This is a genomic window from Brevibacterium sp. ZH18 (assembly GCF_022748595.1).
Lineage (GTDB): Bacteria > Actinomycetota > Actinomycetes > Actinomycetales > Brevibacteriaceae > Brevibacterium.
Genome location: NZ_JALDSX010000003.1, coordinates 99,447 through 120,041, shown reverse-complemented (window position 1 = coordinate 120,041; position 20,595 = coordinate 99,447). Strand labels below are relative to the sequence as shown.

Sequence of the window (20,595 nt, the reverse complement as noted above, 5' to 3'; positions counted from 1 at the left end):
CGAATCGTCGTCCACCGGCGCGAACGGGCCGGAGTTTTCGCGACTCGCGTGCAAATCTGCCCCGCTCGGGGCATCGGACGTGACACGATTCAAGATGAGACGCGATTAAGGAGCTTAAGGCATGCGTGAACTGATCTTGAACGGAGTCGACGCCGACGGCACTCATCTGCTGCTGAACGACGAAAACGGACTGCAGTATCGATTGGCCCTCGACGAAGCTCTGTACGCGGCCGTCCGCAAGGACAGAGCCGCCGTCAAGACGGACTCCCCGGTCCGCCCTCGAGACATCCAGGCAATGATCCGAGGCGGAATGAGCGCCGAGGAGGTCATCGCCTCCACCGGTGCCGATGCGGAGCAGGTCCGCACCTATGAGCGCCCTGCCCTGGCCGAGCGCGCCCACATGGCGCAGACCGCCAGTCGGCATCCGATCTACTCAGACCACGATCCCAACGGCGATCCCACTCCCCTGGTCGAGCTCTGCCAGACTCGTCTGGCGATGCGCGACGTCGACATCGAAACGATGGACTGGGACGCGTGGAAGCAGCAGGACGGCAACTGGTACATCCAGCTCAGCTTCACCGCAGCCGACAGGCTCCGAACCGCGGGATGGAACTACTACCGCAGGTCGCTGACGCCCATCGACGATGAGGCGAAGTGGCTGGCGGACTCCGGCCCGACTGATACCGGCCCGATCCCCAACTACGGAAGCGGCACCCAACGGCAGCACAGCACAGGCGAGATCGAGACGCCTGAATCTCAGCAGACAGCCTCTGAGACATCTCCTGCCGCGCGCGACCACCAGGCTGAGACCGGCCGCATTCTCGAGAACCTGCGCAAGCGTCGTCGTCACGAAGAGGATGACGAGCCGCGCGCTCGACTGCGAGCAGTCACCGAGGACCCTGAGACTCACCCGCAGGGAGCCCACACGGCACCCGGACAGCCGGAGGCTGCCACCGACGATGAGGTCTTCGCGTTCGAGGATCCCGCGGTCGATGCCCGTACGACCTCCGACGAGGACGACCCTCAGGAGCCGACGCAGGAAGTCGGGACCTTCGACGACGACAATCAGCTCTCGCTGCTCAACGAGCCCGGAGTCAGCGACGATTCGTCGCAGTTCAGAGATGCGGCGAAGGACTCCGGCGAGCCCAAGGCGAAGTCGAAGAAGAGCAGTCGCGCCTCGATCCCCAGTTGGGACGAGATCATGTTCGGGTCGAAGCGGGACTGACCCGACTTCCCACCTCGACGACATCGTCATCGTCGGCGATGAGTCGACGGTCGTGGGTGACCATGACCACTGTGTGCGAACCGAGGTTCTCCCGCAGCTCAGCCATGAGGCGTTCCCCTGTCTCCACGTCGAGATGAGCAGTCGGCTCGTCGAGAACGATCACTCCCGCCCCGCTGAGGAGAGTTCTCGCCACAGCCAGACGTTGGCGTTGCCCGCCTGAGATGTCAGTGCCATGGTCGCCGACCCATCGGTCGAGTCCTTGAGCATCCGCCCACTCCATCAGCCCTGCCGTTCTCAGCGCAGCAGCCATCTCGGCGTCGGTGGGGACGTCCTTCCGCGCGATCGCCAGGTTTCCTCTGACCGTCGAGCGGAAGATATGTGCCTCCTGCGGACACCAGGCGATCGTCCCCGCCAGGTTCGTCGGCTCGAGGCCGAGCACGTCGAACGACCGACCGTCATCGCGCGTCGCTCGATACCGTCCGGACCATGGATCCACGAATCTGAGCAGCACGCTCAGGGTCGTCGACTTACCGCTGCCGCTGTCGCCGCAGAGGACAGTCCACCGGCCGCGTGAAGCGTGCAGATCCACGTCCCTGAGCACTGGCTCCTCATCCCAGCCGACGGTGATCTTCTCGAGAGCGAGTTCGGCGAATCGATGCGCACCGGTCTCACTCGACTGTCCGTCCCTCGTTGCAGGGCGCGCAGGCTCGAGAGCCGGGGCTGTTTCTTGCCCTGACACAGCGGGCAGGCGATCAAGGACGACACCCAGGCCCGGAAGCTGGCGATACGCACCCAGCGCCGAGGAGAAGACGTCCCCCAGGCCCAATGCCATGAGGACGACGACAGCAAGGACTTCGGTCGGGGCGGAGGAGGTCACTGCGATGAGCACAGCTGCTGCCACCGTCGACAGCTGAAGCCACAGCTGGGCAGCACCGAAGTTCCTGGAGGATGTCCGTTGCGTCTCCTCCAGGGTGGACTCTGCCTCGGCGAGCCAGGACAGAACGCGGCCGTCGGCACCGTTCGTCGCCAGATCAGTCTTCGCCTGCAGAGCCCGTGAGACGAGCGAGAGGATGCGGTTGCGTCCCGTTCGCATCTGCGTAGCCAAAGCGGACTCCGTCCGGATCACGAGGATGGGCAGAGCAACGAGATTGAGGATGCCGAGAGCCAGGAACATCGGCACCGACTGCGAATCGAGTAGCCATGCCGCGATGACGACTGCGACGAAGACCAAAGACGAAGCAATCGGCGGGAACAGCGTCCGCGGGATCAGGTCCCGCACGTCGTCGGCGTCCGAGACCATTGCTCGCAGAGCGGTGTCGGAGGTGAGCATCTTCCGATCGCTCATCCCGACCTTCTCGAAATGGGCCCAGAGCCGGGAACGCAGTCTGCCCAGAGAGCCGAAGATCGCCGAGTGCAGCTTCAGCCGACTGAGGTAGAGCAGCACCGAGCGGCTCAGCCCGAAGAACCTGACGCCGACGATTGCAACCATAAGGATCATGATGGGTGGCTGGTAGGAAGCTTCGACGATGAGCCAGGCAGAGACCGCGGTCAGGGAGATCGCCGCCAGGCTGGAGGCACAGGACGACAGCAGGGCGATGACCATGTCCCGGTTGAACACCGGCAGGCTCGAGCGCAGGCTCGACCAGCGCCGGCGGAACACCTCCCCCGTGGTACCAACCAGTCCGCTCCGTTCGGCGGGCAGATCGTCGACGACGGATGAAAGCTGGGTGCCGGAACCAGCGTCACGGATGGCTCCCGCGCCTGCCATCATGGGACCGGGCATCGCACGCTGCCCGGAAGTGCCGGAGACGGACACTGTCGCAGACGCGGTCACTCCCGCTTCTGTCAATCCCGCTTCTGTCAGTGCATTCGTGCGGGGAATGATCTCCTCATCGGCCAGGAGCTGAACCCGATCATCGTGGCTGGCCAGGACGACACGGATGCGCCGGGCCGCCTCGGCGATCATTGTGAGGACGATAGCAGCGTTCTCGTCATCGAGATGCGCAGTCGGTTCGTCGAGGACGAGCAGTTCGACACCTGTCTCGGTTCGGTGCATGACGCGCACGAGCGCGAGACGGCGCAGCTGCCCTGGGCTGAGAGCCGAGGTCGCCAGGCTCTCGTCGGCGGGGAGCGACGCCGCAAGCAGAGCCTGCCGCCGTTTGGAGGCTGGGAGGCCATAGGTGTCGAGCTCGGCGCCGATCGTCGCGGCGAAGACCCTCGGGGTCTGCGGCACGAAGGCGCTCCGCTGCGGCAAGAAGCTCGTGGTGGATCCGACCGGCAGACTGCCGGTCAACGCGGCGAGCACCGTCGACTTTCCCGCGCCCGACGGACCGCGGACTGCAGTGACCCCCGGAGTCCGAGAGATGTCGCCTTTCCAGATGACCGCCGTGCCATCGGCATAGACGACGCGGTGATTGCCGGTCGTCTCACCGTCGACGTCGGTGTGGTGAACGGCCGTATCGTGAACGTCGGTGTCGTGATCACCGGCGATCGGCCTGTTCATGTCCGCATTGACAGGGTTCGTGCTCGCGATGAGCGCATGCGCTCGGTCCTGCGCATCGCGACCGTTCTCACTCGCGTGGAACCCGGAGCCGAGCTCACGCAGCGGAATGAAGCACTCCGGAGCGAGGAGCAGGACGAAGAGTCCCGAACCCAGGTCCATCGACCCCGACACGAGGCGGAGGCCGATGACGACCGCAACCAACGCAACGGAGATCGTGGCGATGAGTTCGAGAGCGAGACTCGATAGGAAGGCGATGCGCAGAGTGGCCAGATTGGCCTTGTGATACTCGTCGCTCAGGGCCCGCAGACGGCGTGCGTGGTCTTTCGACCGGCCGAGCCCGATGAGAACAGGCAGCCCCTCGGCGAGTTCGGCCAGATGATCGGACAGCTTGGCCAGCGCTGTGGTGCTCTCCGCCGTCGAGTCCTTGGTGAAGCGACCGATGAGGATCATGAAGACCGGAACCAACGGCAGGCAGAGCGCGATGATGACCGCGGAGAGCACATCGGTGAAGACGATGCGGATCAGCAGGGTCAGCGGGACGACCGCGGCCGCGCTCAGTGCCGGGACGACAGTCGTGAAGTAGTCATCGAGACCGTCGATCCCGCGCGTGACCGTGACTGCGGTGTTCATCCGCGGCTGGCCTCGGCCCCGGAGCAGGGTGCCCAGGATCGTCGACCGCAGATGCTGCTTGTTCGCCGCAGCCAGTGAGGTGCCCAGGCTGTGGTCGGCCCAGAGGCTCGCGCCTCGCAGTGCAGCGCCGATGAGCCCGAGAACCACCCAGACGGCTACGGGCGTCGAGCCGACAATCGTTCGCACGAGCGCCTCGGCGATGAGGACGATTCCGACCGCCCGCGCCAGGGAGCTGAAGATGGAGAGAACGAATCCGCGTCGGCCCTGGGGCAGATCGAGCAGGATCCCCAGCGGCGAGGTCATGACCTGATCGCCACCGGAACTCGGTGTGCTTCGGGAATGTGTGTCTCCTTGATGCGTCCCAGGAACATCCGGTAGCTGAAGATCTGGTAGCCGATGATGATCGGCAGGCAGATCACCGTGACGACCAGCATCACCGTCAGCGTGTAGTCCGATGACGACGCCGAGGCGATGGTCAGGGAGTTCGCAGGATCGAGTGTGGACGGAAGCACGTTCGGATAGGCACCGGCGAAGACTGCCGCCAGCCCGGCCACGAGATAGATCCCGTGGAAGACGAAGGCCCGCTTCTCGGCACCGGCGCGCACTGCAGCGAAGGCGGCGATGAGGGCAGCCACGGTGACAGCGACGATGACGACGAGCCACGTCCGGTGCGCGATAGCTAGACCGAACCAGATGAGGAACGGGATGGCGCACGGCAGCATCGCCCGCTTGGCCCACCGCTGGGCTTTCTTCCTGACGTCGCCTTCGGTCTTCAGGCCGAGGTAGATCAGCCCGTGGACGAAGGTGAATCCGAGCCCACCCAATCCGCCGATGATGGTGGGCCAGCCGAACCATGCGAAGGCGCCTCCGACGAGGTCACCGTTTTCATTGAGCGGCAGACCGCTCGAGGTGATGGCGAGCATGGCACCGATGAAGAAGGCTGTGCCCGCTGAGCCGAGCGCCATCGCCCACGTCCAGAACGACTTCCAGACCTTCGTGTGGCCCTTGCCTCGGTATTCGATCGACACGGCGCGGAAGATCAGTGCCAGCAGGCATAGGGTCAACGGAATGTAGAGGGCACTGAACAGCGACGCGTACCAGTGAGGGAAAGCGGCGAAGGTCGCGCCGGCTGCGGTGATCAGCCAGACTTCGTTGCCGTCCCAGACCGGTCCGATCGCGTTGAGCAGGACGCGCTTCTGCCGCTCATCGCGGGTGAAGATCGGCATGAGCATGCCGACTCCGAGGTCGAAGCCGTCGAGGAACAGGTACCCCATCCACAGCACGATGATGAGGACGAACCAGATCGTAGCGAGAGTTTCCATTGTGTCTTCTCCTCAGTACGCGAACGACAGGACGTCGTCGTCGTTCGTGATCCGCGGGGTGTGGTTGGTGGCATTGAGCTCAGGCATCGCCGAGGCGACCCCTCCCCTGATGTAGACCGTGAGCAGCCGGAGTTCGACGACCATGAGAACCCCGTACACGAGGCTGAGGCTGATCAAGGAGAACAGCAGCATCCCCGGTGTCAGCTCGGGTGAGAGCGCGGCTTGGGTGAACATATACACCCCGTCGAGCTGCGCCGGGTTGGGTGCGACGACGAAGGGCTGGCGGCCCATCTCAGTGAAGATCCATCCTGCGGAGTTCGCAATGAACGGTGCGGTGATGGCCAGAAGGAAGCCGCGCATCAGCCAGGGCGATAGCGGGACAGTTCCCTTTCGTGTCAGCCACAGTCCCAAGGCACAGACACCTGCGGCGAGGATCCCGAAGCCGATCATCATGCGGAAGCCCCAATAGGTGACGATCATGATGGGTTGGTAGTCGATCTTCTCTCCCGCGTGCTGGCCGTAGCGTTCGTCGTCGGGCAGATGGGTTCCGTACTTCGCCTGGTATTCCGGTAGCAATGTTTTCACTCCGTGAACCGGTGTGGAGAAGTCACCCTTGGCGAGGAAGGACAGCAGACCGGGGATCTCGAAGACGTTCTCCACGCCCTTGCAGTCGTTCGACGAGGGATCGCCGATCGTGAGGACGGAGAATTCAGTACCGTCGTGGCAGGCAGCCTCGGCAGAGGCCATCTTCATCGGCTGCTGTTCGAACATGAGTTTGGCCTGAACATCGCCGGTGATCGCAACACCGGCGAAGGCGATGATGCCGACGATCGCACCGATGCGCAGCGTGCGGATCCAGACCTCATGGTCGAGAGCGTCGCGGCCGGGAACATCCGGAGCGGACCCGACGATGACCTTCTTGTTCTCGCCGATCGTGTCGATGCCGTCCTTGCGGCGACGGTAGAGGTGATACCAGGAGATACCCAACAGAAAGCTGCCGCCGACGGCCAGGGCACCGCAGAGAGTATGCGTGTAGGCGGCTATCGCAGTGTTGTTCGTCAGGACTGCCCACACATCGGTCATGACCGGACGCCCGTCGACCATTTCGACTCCCACCGGATGCTGCATCCAGGAGTTGGCCACGATGATGAAGTACGCGGAGAGCCATGAGCCGATGACAGCGCACCACAGGCTGCCGAGGTGGACTGCTCGGGGCAGGCGACCCCAGCCGAAGATCCAGAGCCCGAGGAATGTGGATTCGAGGAAGAACGCGAGAAGGGCTTCAAGCGCAAGCGGTGCCCCGAAGACGTCTCCGACGAACCGGGAGTATTCGCTCCAGGCCATCCCGAACTGGAACTCCTGGACCAGGCCGGTCGCCACACCCATGATGAAGTTGATGAGGAAGAGCTTGCCGAAGAATTTCGTGCTGCGCAGATACACTTCGTTGTCGGTGCGGTGATACATCGTCTGGAGAATTGCGACCAGCATGCCGAGGCCCAGCGTCAGAGGAACCATCCAGAAGTGATAGACGGTGGTGATACCGAACTGCCAGCGTCCGATGAGTACCGGATCCAGATCCATGGGTGCTCCGTTCCAGAAAATCTAAATTCTACGTTGCGTAGAATTCTACATTGCGTAGAACGAACACCGATAGCGTGTCGCAATGCAAGATCACGCGTACCAGAATCACCGGTGCCCAGCTATGGCCCGCCAGCCTACTCCCCCTGCGAACAATGTCGAGGCACACGGCGATCCAGCGGCGCCTCACATGGAATTCGACGGCTTGTAGAGTTAAACTGGAACTGCAGCATGAACCAACACTCGAAGGACAAGGACACTGTGGGAACACTGGGCGAACTCGAACGTAGCGTCATGGACGCCATCTGGGTGCATGATGACGGATTGAGTGCCGCCGAGCTCCGGGAAGTCCTGGCAGAACGAGACCTGGCCCTGACTACGGTCCACACCGTCCTCACGCGCCTTGAGAAGAAGGGCTTCGTCACCCGTGATCGGAGCATTCGCCCTCATCGTTATCTCGCAGTGTCGACACGCGAAGACCATGTTGCTGAACTGATGACCGAGGTACTGTCACAGGCCCCGGATCGCCAGGCGGTTCTCGCTCGATTCCTCGGCACCGTTTCGGAGGCCGACACGAAGGCACTGCGCAACCTGCTGGGACGCAATCACTCGGCCAACTCCTGACGCAGGCCGGACACGATCATGAGCATCGTGGGAGCCGTCCTTGCGGTACTTGCCTTCCTTCTAGCGTGGCCGATCCCGGCCGCGCTCTCCCGCTTTCGCGGTGACCCCATCTCAAAGGTTGTCCTCTGGCAGGCAGTCGGACTCTCCGGTGGCCTGTCACTGATCGGAACCGCCCTGGCCTTCGCTGTGGCACCGACGTCGCGGAGTCTGCCCGAGGGAATCTGGCGCCTCGCACAGGGACAATCCCACGCCGACCTCTCGATTCTCGGCTGGATCTTCCTCATCATCGCCGTTGCGCTCATCGGACGGCTGCTCGGCTGCCTGGCTCTGACGTTCTACAGCGCACGCAGAACTCGCCTGCGCCACGATGAGATCCTCCACCTGCTCAGCGAACCGTCGGCGACCTACCCCGACACCCGCATCATCTCAACGGACGAGGCCGTCGCCTACTGCCTGCCGCAGGGTCCGCGGAAGGGCACCGCAGTGCTGTCGACCGGTCTGCTCGAGGTCCTCAGTGAACAGGAGCGCACAGCGGTCATCGCCCATGAGCGGGCCCATCTGGACTTCCGCCACGACGTCTTGGTGATTCCCTTTGCCGCATGGCATCGTGCGCTTCCGTTCTTCTCCGCCACGGCCATCGGCCTCAATTCGGTCAATGGCCTCATCGAGCTCATGGCCGATGACAAGGCACGCGAGCACGTCGACCCGAGTATCCTCGCACAGGCGGTCCACGCTGCTGCGAGAATCAGCCCGGAGCATCGCGAGGATCTCTCGACTCAGCGCATCCAGCGCCTCTCCCGTCCGCTCGACTCTGCGAGGATCCCTGTCAGAGTGACGGCAATCCTCGCCTCAATCGTGCTGGTGCTCGCACCGGGAATGCTGCTGCTCTCTCCCCTGCTGACTGGGTTCTGAACCCTGTCAGGGTTCTGAATCCTGTCAGGGTTCTGAATCCTGTCAGGGTTCTGAGTAGCCGCTCCCGTCGCGGGCACGACCGATATGGAGCGACGTCCGACCGCGTGATCAGCACAGGACGTCCGTCCGGGTGATCAGCACACGACGTCCGCCCAGTCGATCAGCACTGGACGTCCAACCAGTCGATCAGCTGTCGATGCGCTCGGTGTCGAGGATTGCGGCTCCAGAGACGATGAATTCCTTGCGCGGCCCCACGGAGGATCCCATGAGGAGTTCGAAGGTGTTCTCCGCCGCTTCGGCATCAGCCATCGTGACTCGGCGCAGGGTGCGCATACTCGAATCCATCGTGGTCTCAGCCAACTGATCCGCGTCCATCTCGCCCAGCCCCTTGTATCTCTGGATGGGCTCCTTGTATGTCTTCTTCGACTTCTCCAGCTTCTTCAGCAGAGCGTTGAGCTCAGCCTCGGAGTAGGTGTAGACGACGTCGTTCGGTGTTCCGCGCTTCGTTACGACTTCGACGCGGTGCAGCGGCGGAACAGCTGCGAAGACTCGTCCCTGCTCGACCAGCGGCTTCATGTAGCGGAAGAACAAGGTCAGCAGCAACGTCCGGATGTGCGCGCCGTCGACGTCGGCATCGGTCATGATGATGACCCTGCCGTAGCGGGCGGCTTCGAGGTCGAAGCTGCGTCCGGACCCGGCACCGATGACCTGGATCAGAGCCGCGCACTCCACATTGGCCAGCATGTCCGCCAGAGATGCCTTCTGCACATTGAGGATCTTGCCGCGAATCGGGAACAGCGCCTGGTGATCGGAGTTGCGAGCGGCCTTCGCCGTACCCATAGCCGAGTCGCCCTCGACGATGAACAGTTCGGTGTTCTCCACCCCGTTGTCTCGGCAGTCATAGAGCTTGGCAGGCAGCGACGACGCTTCGAGTGCAGTCTTGCGACGCTGGTTCTCTTTGTGAGTGCGTGCGGAGATGCGGGATTTGAGCTCCGCGACGACCTTCTCCATGAGCACTGCGGCCTGCTGCTTCTCCGCGCGTTTAGTCGAAGACAAAATGTCCCCGAGCTGGGCTTCGACCGTCTTCGCCACGATCTGGCGAACCGCTGCCGTACCGAGGACCTCTTTAGTCTGTCCTTCGAACTGCGGTTCGGAGAGCTGGACGGTGACGACGGCGGTCAGACCGGCCATGACATCGTCCTTCTCGAGTTTGTCCTTGCCCAGCTTGAGCTTCCGAGCATTCGCCTCGACTGCCTTGCGCATGGCTTTGAGACTGGCCTGCTCGAACCCGGCCAGGTGGGTGCCGCCATGCGGAGTGGACACCACGTTGACGAAGGATTTGATCTTCGTGTCGTAGCCAGTCCCCCATCGCAGCGCGATGTCGACGCCGACCTCACGGTCAACTTCCTTCGAGACCATGTGCCCCGACGAGTCAAGCACTGGCACGGTCTCCTTGAAGTGACCGGTGTTCTGCAGACGCCAGGTGTCCGTCATCGGCGGATCGATCGACAGATGGTCGACGAATTCGGTGATGCCGCCGTCGAAACGGAAGACTTCGACGCGCTCGGCGATGACTTCGCCGGTCTCGTCACGTGCGACTCCGCGACGATCGACGATGCGCAGTTCGAGTCCTGGAACGAGGAACGCTGTCTGTCGTGCACGCTCGACGAGGTTCGGGTAGTCGAACTGTGCTTTGGTGAGGAAGATCTGCGGATCTGCCCAGTACTGCACGCGGGTGCCTGTGACTCCGCGCTTCGCCTTGCCGACGATCTCGAGTCCGGTCGGCTCCTTGAACTCTTCGAATGGATTGTCCGGACCCGGCGTACCCGAGGAATCGTCGAAGCGCCCGGGCACACCTCGGCGGAAGGACATCTTGTGAACCTTCGAACCGCGCGTGACCTCGACATCGAGGCGCGCGGAGAGAGCATTGACGACGGAGGCACCAACACCGTGCAGGCCGCCCGAAGCGGCGTAGGAGCCGCCGCCGAACTTGCCGCCGGCGTGGAGCTTGGTCATGACGACCTCGACACCGGTCAGACCGGTCTTGGGTTCAATGTCGACAGGAATGCCACGGCCGTCGTCGCTGACGGCGACAGAGCCGTCGGGAGCAAGTTCGATGACGATCGACTTGCCGAAACCGCCCAATGCCTCATCAACGGAGTTGTCGATGATCTCCCACAGACAGTGCATCAGCCCCCGGGAATCGGTTGTCCCGATATACATGCCCGGTCGCTTGCGAACTGCTTCGAGACCCGACAGCACGGACAGATGCCTGGCGCCGTAACTTTCCTCTTCCACACGTTTCCTCTCGTTCGATTAAATTCTAATCGCTGCGGCGTCGTTGTCGGCATTCCGCCGTGCCGTGTCGGGACCCGATCGGCCTGAAACCATCGTGTTCGGCGTCTTTCCTGGAACAATGGGCATCATGCCCTCTCGTCTCCGCCCGCTGATTCCTCTGCTGGCCGCCATTCTCGCACTGCCGGCCCTCACCGGGTGCGGAACCGAATCGCCCTCCGACACGCAGACGACGCCGGTGGCATCCGAGGCGATGCCGTCCCCTGGCGACACCAGCACCGAGGCGGCCCCGACGACTGATTCCGCACCTGATCTCAGCGGGCGCACGATTGCCATCGACCCCGGGCACAACGGCGGCAACGCTTCCCACCCGAGCGAAATCGCCCGCCAGGTTCCCGACGGACGAGGCGGAACGAAGCCGTGCAACACCACGGGGACCGCGACCGCATCCGACTTCCCGGAGACGGACTTCACCTGGGCCGTGGGGAAGACACTTGCCGCATCCCTGCGCGAGGCCGGCGCCAAGGTGATCATGAGTCGAGATGACAATGACGGAGTCGGCCCCTGCGTCGACGAACGGGGCACCTTCGCCGATGACGCCGACCTCATGGTCAGCATTCACGCCAATGGCAGCGAATCCACGTCGGTGAAAGGATTCCATGTCATCGTGGCCGATCCCGGCGACACGAAGAAGCTCGAAGACGAGTCGATCAACCTCGCAGAGGACATGAGTGCGGCGATGGCCGACTCCTTCACTCCGAACAAGGCCTATGGCAAGGATGCGATCTCACATCGCCCGGATCTCGCTGGGCTCAACAATGCGTCGGTGCCCGCAGTCATCGTCGAATGCGGAGAGATGCGCAATCCTGACGAGGCCAAGGCAATGGAGTCGAAGTCCGGTCAGAAGAAGTACGCCGAGGCCCTGATGCAGGGCATCGTCGACTGGTACTGAGTCGACTGGTGCTGAGTCGACTGGTGCTGAGTCGACTGCGCCAACACGCCAGCATCGGCGTCGCTTAAGCCCAATGACGATCGCCCATGGCCGCGGTGTCTCCGCGCCCATGGGCGATTATGTGTCTCAGATGCCACGAGACAGGTGCCCGGACACGGATGTCCGGATCGAACCTCAGTCGAGGTAGTCGCGCAGAACCTGCGAACGTGAGGGGTGACGCAGTTTCGCCATGGTCTTCGACTCGATCTGACGAATACGCTCACGGGTGACGCCGTAGACCTTGCCGATCTCATCAAGGGTCTTCGGCTGACCGTCGTTGAGTCCGAATCGCATGGACACAACTCCGGCTTCACGTTCCGACAAGGTGTCGAGCACCGAGTGCAGCTGTTCCTGCAGCAGAGTGAAGCTGACCGAATCGGACGGGACGACTGCCTCGGAGTCCTCGATGAGGTCGCCGAATTCGGAGTCTCCGTCTTCGCCCAGCGGTGTGTGCAGTGAGATCGGCTCGCGACCGTACTTCTGGACCTCGACGACGCGCTCAGGAGTCATGTCGAGTTCCTTGGCGAGCTCTTCCGGGCTCGGCTCACGACCGAGGTCCTGCAGCATCTGCCGCTGGACACGAGCGAGCTTGTTGATGACCTCGACCATGTGCACCGGGATGCGGATGGTGCGAGCCTGGTCGGCCATCGCACGGGTGATGGCCTGACGGATCCACCAGGTGGCGTAGGTCGAGAACTTGAAGCCCTTCGTGTAGTCGAACTTCTCGACCGCGCGGATGAGGCCCAGGTTTCCTTCCTGGATGAGATCGAGGAAGAGCATTCCGCGACCTGTGTAGCGCTTGGCCAACGACACGACGAGGCGGAGGTTTGCCTCGAGCAGGTGGTTCTTCGCGATCCGACCGTCGTGGATGATCCACTTGAAGTCCATCGTCGCTCGGGGTTCGGTCACTTCGCCCGCGTTGAGGAGGTGCTCGGCGTACATTCCCGCTTCGATGCGCTTGGCCAGATCGACTTCCTCGGCCGCGTTGAGCAGTGCAACCTTGCCGATCTGCTTGAGGTAGTCCTTGACCGGGTCGGCCGTCGCGCCGGCCGATACGACCTGCTGAGCAGGAGCATCCTCTTCGTCGGCGTCAGAGACGATGAAGCCGCCGGCCTCGGTGACTGCGGCGTTCTTCTGCTTCTCTTCGGAGTTCTTCGTCTCGGTGGCCTCTGCCGGGCTCTGCTCGGTGCCGAGCGCATCCGCTGCCGGCTCGACCTCTTCGCTCGTCTCGAGAACGTCATCGGACTTCTTCTTCGCCCCGGCCTTGCCTGCCTTCGCCGGGGCCTTCTTTGCTGGAGCAGCCTTGGCAGCCTTCGCGGCGGCAGCCTTCGTCGTGGCCGGCTTCTCCGCTGCCGTCTTGGCCGCAGCAGCCTTGGCAGTCGTCGCCTTTGCCGCTGTCGTCTTCGCGGCCGCCGTCTTCGTAGCAGGCTTGTCGGCCGCTGACTTAGCAGTGGTCGTCTTCGTGGCAGCGGTCTTGCGAGCTGCCGTGGTGGTCTTCTTGGTCCTGGTCTCCGCAGCTGTGGTGGAGGCAGACTTCTTCGTCGTCTTTGCCCCGTCCGTCGCCGCCGTGGTCTTGGATCCAGTGGCAGCGGACTTGGCGGTCGATCCCTCCGACTTTTCCGTCACCGTCGTGGATTCCTTGTCGACTCTCGGCACGTGTTCACCTTTCGCGAGCGTTGAAACTTCTCAAAATGCACCAGGACATTACTAAGACCCATGTCAAGAGGCTCAAGGTTCGAGCCCGCGGGGAACGCATAGTTCGCCCATGATGCAATGACAGGGTCAACGCCCAATTTTCGCACGTTATTCCCGGCTTGGCGAATTGGACCGCACCGGGCCACGGCCGGCACCCATCAGCCATTGCGGCAGGTACCCATTCTCCACTGCGCTGATGATGAGGCCGGCCATCGCGTGATCGGGATCGAGGTCAAGCGCGGCACGGGCATACAGCTCGGCCATCGTCGATCCTCCCAACGACCATTCGAACCAGGCGATCACGGCATAGGCCGTGGCTCGGACCTCGGGGTGGCCCACGCGCACGTATCGTCTGAGCAGTTCGATGCTGAGCTTGATGTCGCTGGGACGGGGTGGCCGCGAGGACAGTCCGACCATCTCCTGTGCGGCTTGTCGAGAACGCGAATACCGCAGTGCCCTGTCCATCAGTTCTCCGGGCAAGCACCCCATGAGATCACATGGTCGAAAATTCGGGTGGTCGAAGCTGAGGATCATCTCGAGGGCATCCCGCGACCATTTCTCGCTGAGGATGGAATCGATGGCCATCACCACAGGCAGGGTCATGAGGTCGTCGAGTGTCTGCCGGTCGAGGGCGGCGGCGGTCCGGCGCTGGTCCGTCAGTTGGGGATAGATCAGAGTCAGCAGATCGAAACTGTCATCGATGCTCAACCAGGCATCTGTCCGCCCTTCCCTGCCGGCTGCGAACTCGGCTGCCGAGATGGGCCTGACCACCAGCTCCTGGGCCTCAGCCACGGGTGAGGACCCTCCCGCGACCAGTTCGGTCGCGCAGGCTGAGGCAGAGGCCTCCTCGAGCGAGGTGCCGGGATCCGCCTCGTCGTCGATGCGTCCGAACAGATCCTCGCTGACCCACCACGCTCCCAGAGTGTCAATGCCCTGTTCGCCCAGCGCCGTCGCAAGTTCATCGACGGAGGCCCGGACAAGTCCCCGATGGACGCGCCCGTACTCATCGTCGTCGAGGTCGAGACCACCACTGTCGACGTCGAGCGAGTCGAGGTCGAGACCCCCACCGTCGAGGTCAAGCGAGTCGACGTCAAGCGAGCCGAGGCGATCGTCGGCACACGCAGGCAGAAACTCGTCGTCGTAGAGGACGAGGAACACCCCCGTTGCCGGGCATGCTCCGGTTATGAGCTGGGCGAACCAATCGCCTCCTTCTGAGACGATGTGCGCCGCGGTCTCGAGGTCGAAGTCGACGCGCAGCGTCGTCTCGCAGGTCCGGACACCGGATTCGTCCGTGACGACGATGATGGCGACCAGGCTCCTGTGCGGGACGTATCCGAGGGTGTGAGGCACGATGCCGATGAGATCTTCTGCTGTCTTCGCTGGAGTGTCCATGACTCCACTCCAATGCCGGCAGGCAGAGCCTGACCAGGGGGAGATCTTCGGCTGTGGAAACCGCGCGGGTATCCACAGGCGAAACGCACATGAGTGCCCGCTGCTGTCCACACGCAGCAGCGGGCCGAATTGCCACCGGGACGCATGTGGCATACAAGTGAGTGGTGGCGAAAAGACGGATATACACAGCACCTGGCTCACAAGTCGTCGACATCTCGACCGGGAGCGCGTACTTGGAGAAGCTCGACGGCGAGCCCGACAGCTACGTTCTCCATGTCAACGGAGTGCCGTCATCATCGATCACACTCAGTGACCCGGCCCGCCTGGACTTCGAATATCTGGACTGGATGGCGCGGATCATCGACTTCCAGTTCCCGCCCGGCCCGCTGCGGGCAGTTCACATCGGCGCCGCTGGCTGCGCATTGGCCAGGGCGCTGCACTCGACCCGTCCCGGTTCGAAGCAGACAGCGATCGACATCGATTCGGCTCTCCTCGACTACTCCCGCACTTGGTTCGATCTGCCCCGCTCCCCCGCGCTGGCGCTGCGGGCGGGCGACGGAGCCGCGGAGGTCGAGAAGTTCCGCCCTGACACTCTCGACGTCCTCGTTCGCGATGCCTTCGACCATGATTCGGTGCCACCGGCGTTGCAGACCGATCAGTTCTTCTCCACCTGCGCGAGCATCCTCAAGGACTCGGGACTCTATCTCGCCAATGTCCCCGACTCCGGTGACCACAAGGTCCTCCGGTCGGAGATCGAGCTCCTGTCAGCGTCGTTCGCCCATATCGCTGCGGCCGCCGAACCGGGGATTCTCAAGGGACGACGCCGTGGAAACGTGGTCGTCATCGCGTCGAACACACCCTTGCCTGCCCCCGAACTCGACCGGAGTCTGCGCACTGCGGCGACCATGGCGACCTTCCTCTCGGCACAGCCGCTGCGCGCTCGTCTGGGGCTGTGACGAAACACACCGAGGGTGAATGTTTCCTTTCGGGTACTCCCGGTGAGGAAAGTTCGGCATAATTGAATGCCGATTGGGAAGGTGAGATGACGGAGACTTCAGAAATACGCGTCGAGCAGATCAAACTCGACGAGCTCTATGCACGACTCGACGAACTGCGCGATGAGACCATGGCCCGATTGGGCACAGTGAGGATCACCGAAGTCGGCGGCAATCATCAGCACCGGAGCGAACGCGACGCGTTCGCGACTCTGTATGAGGATCAGCTGATCAGGCTCAACAGTGCCGAGGACGGTCTGTGCTTCGGTCGCCTCGACCTCAAGGACGACCCCGAACCGAGCTATATCGGCCGGATCGGACTCACAGACGCCGACCGCCAGCAGATCCTCATCGATTGGCGGGCGCCGGCCTCTGAGCGCTTCTATCAGTCGACGGCGGCCAACCCCTCAGGAGTCGTACGTCGCCGTCACCTCGTGACGAAGAACCGGAAGGTCACCGATCTCGAGGACGATGTACTCGACCTCGAGGCCCTTAACGACGCGGACAGGTCGAACCTGCAGGGTGAGGGCGCACTGATCGCAGCACTGACCAACCACAGGACCGGACGGATGGGCGATATCGTCGCCACCATCCAGGCCGAGCAGGACGCGATCATCCGCCAACCTCTCCAGGGCGTGCTCGTAGTCCAGGGCGGACCGGGAACCGGGAAGACCGCGGTGGCACTCCACCGTGCTGCCTTCCTCCTCTACCGACACCGTGAGCGCATCGCTAAGTCAGGTGTGCTGCTCGTCGGGCCCTCCCCCGTCTTCCTCAAGTACATCGAAAAGGTCCTGCCCAGCCTCGGCGAGACCGGTGCTCTTCTGCTGACCCCCGGTCAGCTCTACCCGGGCCTCGACACCGAACTCGCCGACGCCACCGACGTCGCCGTTGTCAAGGGCAGGACGGAGATGGCGGCGGTGCTGAAGAACCACATCGCCAATTACGAACGGATTCCCGATCAGGACGAAGAGCTGCGCGTCGGCTCACACACGATCTGGCTCCGCCGCCGCGACGTCCGCACAGCCAGAGAACGGGCTCGACGCAGCGGCGATGCGCACAATGCCGCGCGGAACGGATTCGTCTCCGGGCTGCTCAAGATCCTCGCCGAAGACCTGGCTCGGCAGATGGGCCTCGACGGTGCCGGTGAGCGACTGCCGGAACTGATGGAAGAGCTGCGTTCGAGTGTCGACGTGCGTCGTGCGCTCAACCTCGCCTGGTTCCCGATCAACCCTGCCGGGGCCCTGCGCGCGCTTCTGTCCAAGCCGCATAAGCTGCAGGCCGCCGCCCGGAATCTGCTCTCGCCCGCCGATCAGGCGAAGCTGATACGCCCGGCCGATTCCGCGTACACGGTCGAGGATGTACCGCTCCTCGACGAGCTGGCCGAACTGCTCGGAACCAGCCCTCAGCAGACCGCCGCCCGCGACGACTCTGCCCGGGAATACGCCGAGGCCGTCGTCGACATGACTGACACCGCAGGGATGATCGATGCCGAGTCTTTGGCCGCCCGCTGGGAGGAAGAGGGCCCGACTATCACATTGGCCGAGCGCGCGATCGACGACCGCGAGTGGACCTATGGTCACCTCGTCGTCGACGAGGCCCAGGAGCTCTCACCGATGCAGTGGCGGGTGCTCTTCCGCCGGGTCCCGTCGAAGTCGGCAACGGTCGTGGGCGACCTGGCCCAGTCCTCGCACGTCGACAATTCGCGCACCTGGGAGTCAATCCTGTCCGAGTTCGTCGGCGACCGATACGCTCTGCAGGTGCTCACGGTCTCCTACCGCACTCCGCAGTCGGTGATGGATCTGGCGAACCGCTACCTGCACCGCCATTTCCCGCAGCTCGAACTCGTCGAGTCCGTGCGTCAGGGTGGGCCCGATCCGCGACTCGACACGTTCGCCTCGACTGCTGATACCGTGGATGCGCTCGCACCTGCGGTCGCCGCCGAGGTCGAGGCCGTGGCCGGCGGCAAGATCGCCGTCATCGCTCCGGATAGCCTGATCGATTCCGTCGCCGAGGTGCTTGCCAGCTTCGACATCGGTCGTTCCGTCATCGGCCTCGACCATCAGATCGCGGTCATCACTCCACAGCAGGCCAAGGGCCTCGAGTTCGACTCGGTTGTCATCCTCGAGCCGGGGCTCATCGCCCCGACCGGTCACGAAGACGGCGTCGGTGCGCTCTATGTGGCGCTGACGAGAACGACTGACCGGCTGCGGATGTTGGCGTCGGTCGACACCGAGCTGAGCGAGCTCCACGCCGGCTGATCGGACCAGCCGGCACGTCGGCTGATCGGACCAGCCGGCACGTCGGCCGCTGGACCGCAGCGAAGGCAGGAACCTCACACCGAGGATACGGACGAGAGTCCCATCGAAATCGCCGCAGGGCGCACCGGAGTCGCCTCCGATGCGCCCTGCGGACGTCTGTGGACTGAGTGCAGATGTGGTTGCCCATGGGTGTCCCATGAGACTCTGCGGGGGAAATTAAAGGGCCGCCTGACGGTTCGGCTTCCCCTCCGAACCGCAAGCGGCCGCGCGCCGAAGCGCGCACTGTCAATATTACACAACTATCGCAGTACTGGTGAACTCAGCTCCGAGAATTCTTCGATGAATTCGTCAGTTCTGGAAATCTTCGGGCACAGCCTCTCTGGCCTCGCCCGATTTCAGTGCTGCGTCTGCACGCAGAGAGTCGATCGTCGTCTCGAAGTCCTCGAGCGAATCGAAGCCCTGGTAGACGCTGGCGAAACGCAGGTAGGCGACCTGGTCGAGCTCACGCAGCGGTTCGAGGATGCTCAGACCCACCTCGTCGGCATCGATCTCCGCGATGCCTTTCGAACGGATGTCCTCTTCGACCTTCTGCGCGAGCTTCGCGAGGTCGTCGTCGTTGACCGGTCGTCCCTGGCAGGCCTTTCGGACCCCGGACATGATCTTCTGGCGCGAGAACTCCTCGGTCACGCCTGAGCGCTTGATGACCGAGAGACTCGTCGCCTCCATGGTGGTGAATCGTCGGCCGCAATGGCGGCACTGACGCCTGCGCCGGATGGCCGCACCGTCTTCGCTGGTTCTCGAATCGACGACTCGGGAATCGGACTCCCGGCAGAACGGACAACGCATCTCTACTCCTCGAACCGAATGCGAACAGCCTGGCCGTGAGCCGGGAGCTGTTCGCTGGCAGACAGCACTGCGATATGGTCGGCGACCTCTGACAATGCGGCACGGTCATAGTCGATGACCTGACTGACCTTGATGAAGGAGTGCACGCCCAGGCCGGAGCCGTGGGCGGCGGTTCCCATCGTCGGCAGAACGTGGTTCGAGCCGGCACAGTAGTCGCCGAGTGCGACCGGCGCCCAGTCACCCACGAACACGGCTCCCCCGTTGGTGATCCGCTGCGCCGCTGCTGAAGCGTCGGCGGTGTGGACCTCGACGTGTTCGCCGGCATAGCCGTTGACCACGGCGATGCCCGCGTCGAGGTCATCGACGAGGACGATGGCCGACTGATCTCCGGCCAGGGCGACGCCGATGCGATCCGAGTGGGCTGCAGCCGGCGCCTGAACTTCGAGTTCGGCCCGCACCTGGTCGGCCAGCTCGGTCGAGTCCGTGACGAGGACGGAGGCGGCTAGTTCATCGTGTTCTGCCTGACTGATGAGGTCGGCTGCGACGAACGACGGGTCAGCGGTGGAGTCCGCGAGGATGATGATCTCCGTGGGTCCGGCCACCGCATCGATGCCGACCTGAGAGCGCATGAGCGACTTCGCCGCCGCCACATAGGCATTGCCGGGGCCGGTGATGAGGTCGACGGGAGCCAGTTCCTCATCGTCGTCGAGGCCGTAGGCCAAGGCACCGATGGCCTGCGCACCGCCCATCGCCCAGACTTCGTCGACGCCGAGGATGCTGGCCGTGGCGAGCACCGTCGGGTGCGGCAGGCCGTTGCTCTGAGGAGGACTCGCAATGGCCAGGGAGGCGGCTCCTGCCGCCTGTGCGGGAACGACGTTCATCACGACGGTCGAAGGATAGACCGCCAGACCGCCGGGTACGTAGAGTCCGACCCGTTCGATCGGAAGGTGTCGTGTCGTCACGAACGCTCCGGAGCCCAGTTCGGTGCGGACGTCGTGGGGTCGCTGGTCGTCAGCGACCTTCCGCGCCCGGGAGATCGACTCGATCAGCGCGTCCTTGACCGCAGGGTCCAGCTCAGCCTCGGCGCGTTCCAACTCGCTCACAGGCACTCGCAGCGATTCGAGTTCGACAGAGTCGAAGCGGGCAGTGAATTCCTTCACGGCATGCGAACCGCCGGTCCTGACCTCAGCCAGCAGATCGGCCACGCGCCGTTCGATGTCGGCATGGGTGGCGGCCGCACGGGGCAGTCGCTGCTTGAGGAATCTCTTGTTCAGGGTCTCGCCGCGGAAGTCCAGTATGTTCACCCGCACCATTCTAGTCCCGAGGCCA

General features: G+C 63.5%; 14 protein-coding genes. 6 read left to right on the top strand and 8 right to left on the bottom strand.

All coding sequences use genetic code 11. From position 1 onward, the window contains the following. Positions 1-121: 121 nt before the first annotated feature. Entirely contained in the window at positions 122-1,225 is a 1,104-nt protein-coding gene (sepH, locus tag MPN20_RS02140) for a septation protein SepH (RefSeq protein WP_242778942.1), read from the top strand. Here the strand turns inward: sepH and cydC are convergent. The 3 genes from cydC to MPN20_RS02125 are packed head-to-tail and all read right to left on the bottom strand — an operon-like array spanning position 1,200 to position 7,261. Next, positions 1,200-4,661 (bottom strand): thiol reductant ABC exporter subunit CydC, encoded by a 3,462-nt coding sequence (gene cydC, locus MPN20_RS02135; protein ID WP_242778940.1) that lies wholly within the window; start codon positions 4,659-4,661, stop codon positions 1,200-1,202. The two genes, sepH and cydC, sit on opposite strands and share 26 nt — an antisense overlap. Beyond that, a complete protein-coding gene (gene cydB / locus MPN20_RS02130) occupies positions 4,658-5,680 on the bottom strand; it encodes a cytochrome d ubiquinol oxidase subunit II (RefSeq protein ID WP_242778937.1) in 1,023 nt (340 codons plus the stop codon). The genes cydC and cydB overlap by 4 nt, the downstream gene beginning before the upstream one ends. A 12-nt stretch (positions 5,681-5,692) precedes the next feature. Then, positions 5,693-7,261 (bottom strand): cytochrome ubiquinol oxidase subunit I, encoded by a 1,569-nt coding sequence (locus MPN20_RS02125; protein ID WP_242778934.1) that lies wholly within the window; start codon positions 7,259-7,261, stop codon positions 5,693-5,695. Positions 7,262-7,519: 258 nt separating this feature from the next. On the opposite strand from MPN20_RS02125, the gene MPN20_RS02120 reads away from it, so the two are divergent. Together MPN20_RS02120 and MPN20_RS02115 are read left to right on the top strand one after the other, a co-directional pair. After that, entirely contained in the window at positions 7,520-7,882 is a 363-nt protein-coding gene (locus MPN20_RS02120) for a BlaI/MecI/CopY family transcriptional regulator (protein ID WP_242779064.1), read from the top strand. Positions 7,883-7,900: 18 nt separating this feature from the next. After that, positions 7,901-8,794, top strand: a complete 894-nt coding sequence (locus MPN20_RS02115) for a M56 family metallopeptidase (RefSeq protein WP_242778931.1) — start codon at positions 7,901-7,903, stop codon at positions 8,792-8,794. Between the two features lie 186 nt (positions 8,795-8,980). Here the strand turns inward: MPN20_RS02115 and MPN20_RS02110 are convergent, their stop codons facing one another. Further along, a complete protein-coding gene (locus MPN20_RS02110) occupies positions 8,981-11,092 on the bottom strand; it encodes a DNA topoisomerase IV subunit B (RefSeq protein ID WP_242778928.1) in 2,112 nt (703 codons plus the stop codon). 127 nt (positions 11,093-11,219) lie between these two features. Between MPN20_RS02110 and MPN20_RS02105 the strand changes: the two genes are divergently transcribed. Continuing rightward, positions 11,220-12,041, top strand: coding sequence for an N-acetylmuramoyl-L-alanine amidase (locus MPN20_RS02105; protein ID WP_242778925.1), 822 nt, complete (start codon positions 11,220-11,222; stop codon positions 12,039-12,041). Positions 12,042-12,215: 174 nt separating this feature from the next. Here the strand turns inward: MPN20_RS02105 and MPN20_RS02100 are convergent, their stop codons facing one another. Further along, positions 12,216-13,736: an RNA polymerase sigma factor gene (locus MPN20_RS02100; RefSeq protein ID WP_242778923.1), complete on the bottom strand. Its 1,521-nt coding sequence runs from the start codon at positions 13,734-13,736 to the stop codon at positions 12,216-12,218. A gap of 147 nt (positions 13,737-13,883) precedes the next feature. Continuing rightward, the gene (locus MPN20_RS02095; protein WP_242778920.1) at positions 13,884-15,167 is read right to left on the bottom strand and encodes a DUF4192 family protein; all 1,284 of its coding nucleotides are present in this window, start codon (positions 15,165-15,167) and stop codon (positions 13,884-13,886) included. 233 nt (positions 15,168-15,400) lie between these two features. Here MPN20_RS02095 and MPN20_RS02090 point away from each other — a divergent pair, with 233 nt between their 5' ends. Continuing rightward, entirely contained in the window at positions 15,401-16,123 is a 723-nt protein-coding gene (locus tag MPN20_RS02090) for a fused MFS/spermidine synthase (protein ID WP_242778917.1), read from the top strand. An 86-nt stretch (positions 16,124-16,209) separates the two neighbouring features. Next, complete coding sequence (locus MPN20_RS02085; RefSeq protein WP_242778914.1) at positions 16,210-18,420, top strand: UvrD-helicase domain-containing protein; 2,211 nt, start codon at positions 16,210-16,212, stop codon at positions 18,418-18,420. A 348-nt stretch (positions 18,421-18,768) separates the two neighbouring features. Here MPN20_RS02085 and nrdR read toward each other — a convergent pair whose 3' ends face one another. Further along, positions 18,769-19,266 carry a transcriptional regulator NrdR gene (gene nrdR, locus MPN20_RS02080; protein ID WP_242778910.1) on the bottom strand — a complete coding sequence of 166 codons (498 nt, stop codon included), beginning with the start codon at positions 19,264-19,266 and terminating at the stop codon, positions 18,769-18,771. Between the two features lie 2 nt (positions 19,267-19,268). Next, complete coding sequence (hisD, locus tag MPN20_RS02075; protein WP_242778907.1) at positions 19,269-20,579, bottom strand: histidinol dehydrogenase; 1,311 nt, start codon at positions 20,577-20,579, stop codon at positions 19,269-19,271. Between the last annotated feature and the right edge of the window lie 16 nt (positions 20,580-20,595).

Coding starts and splice junctions, on each gene's coding strand:
- sepH (WP_242778942.1), top strand. CDS start 122: ATGCGTGAACTGATCTTGAACGGAGTCGACGCCGACGGCACTCATCTG.
- cydC (WP_242778940.1), bottom strand. CDS start 4,661: ATGACCTCGCCGCTGGGGATCCTGCTCGATCTGCCCCAGGGCCGACGC.
- cydB (WP_242778937.1), bottom strand. CDS start 5,680: ATGGAAACTCTCGCTACGATCTGGTTCGTCCTCATCATCGTGCTGTGG.
- MPN20_RS02125 (WP_242778934.1), bottom strand. CDS start 7,261: ATGGATCTGGATCCGGTACTCATCGGACGCTGGCAGTTCGGTATCACC.
- MPN20_RS02115 (WP_242778931.1), top strand. CDS start 7,901: ATGAGCATCGTGGGAGCCGTCCTTGCGGTACTTGCCTTCCTTCTAGCG.
- MPN20_RS02105 (WP_242778925.1), top strand. CDS start 11,220: ATGCCCTCTCGTCTCCGCCCGCTGATTCCTCTGCTGGCCGCCATTCTC.
- MPN20_RS02095 (WP_242778920.1), bottom strand. CDS start 15,167: ATGGACACTCCAGCGAAGACAGCAGAAGATCTCATCGGCATCGTGCCT.
- MPN20_RS02085 (WP_242778914.1), top strand. CDS start 16,210: ATGACGGAGACTTCAGAAATACGCGTCGAGCAGATCAAACTCGACGAG.
- nrdR (WP_242778910.1), bottom strand. CDS start 19,266: ATGCGTTGTCCGTTCTGCCGGGAGTCCGATTCCCGAGTCGTCGATTCG.
- hisD (WP_242778907.1), bottom strand. CDS start 20,579: ATGGTGCGGGTGAACATACTGGACTTCCGCGGCGAGACCCTGAACAAG.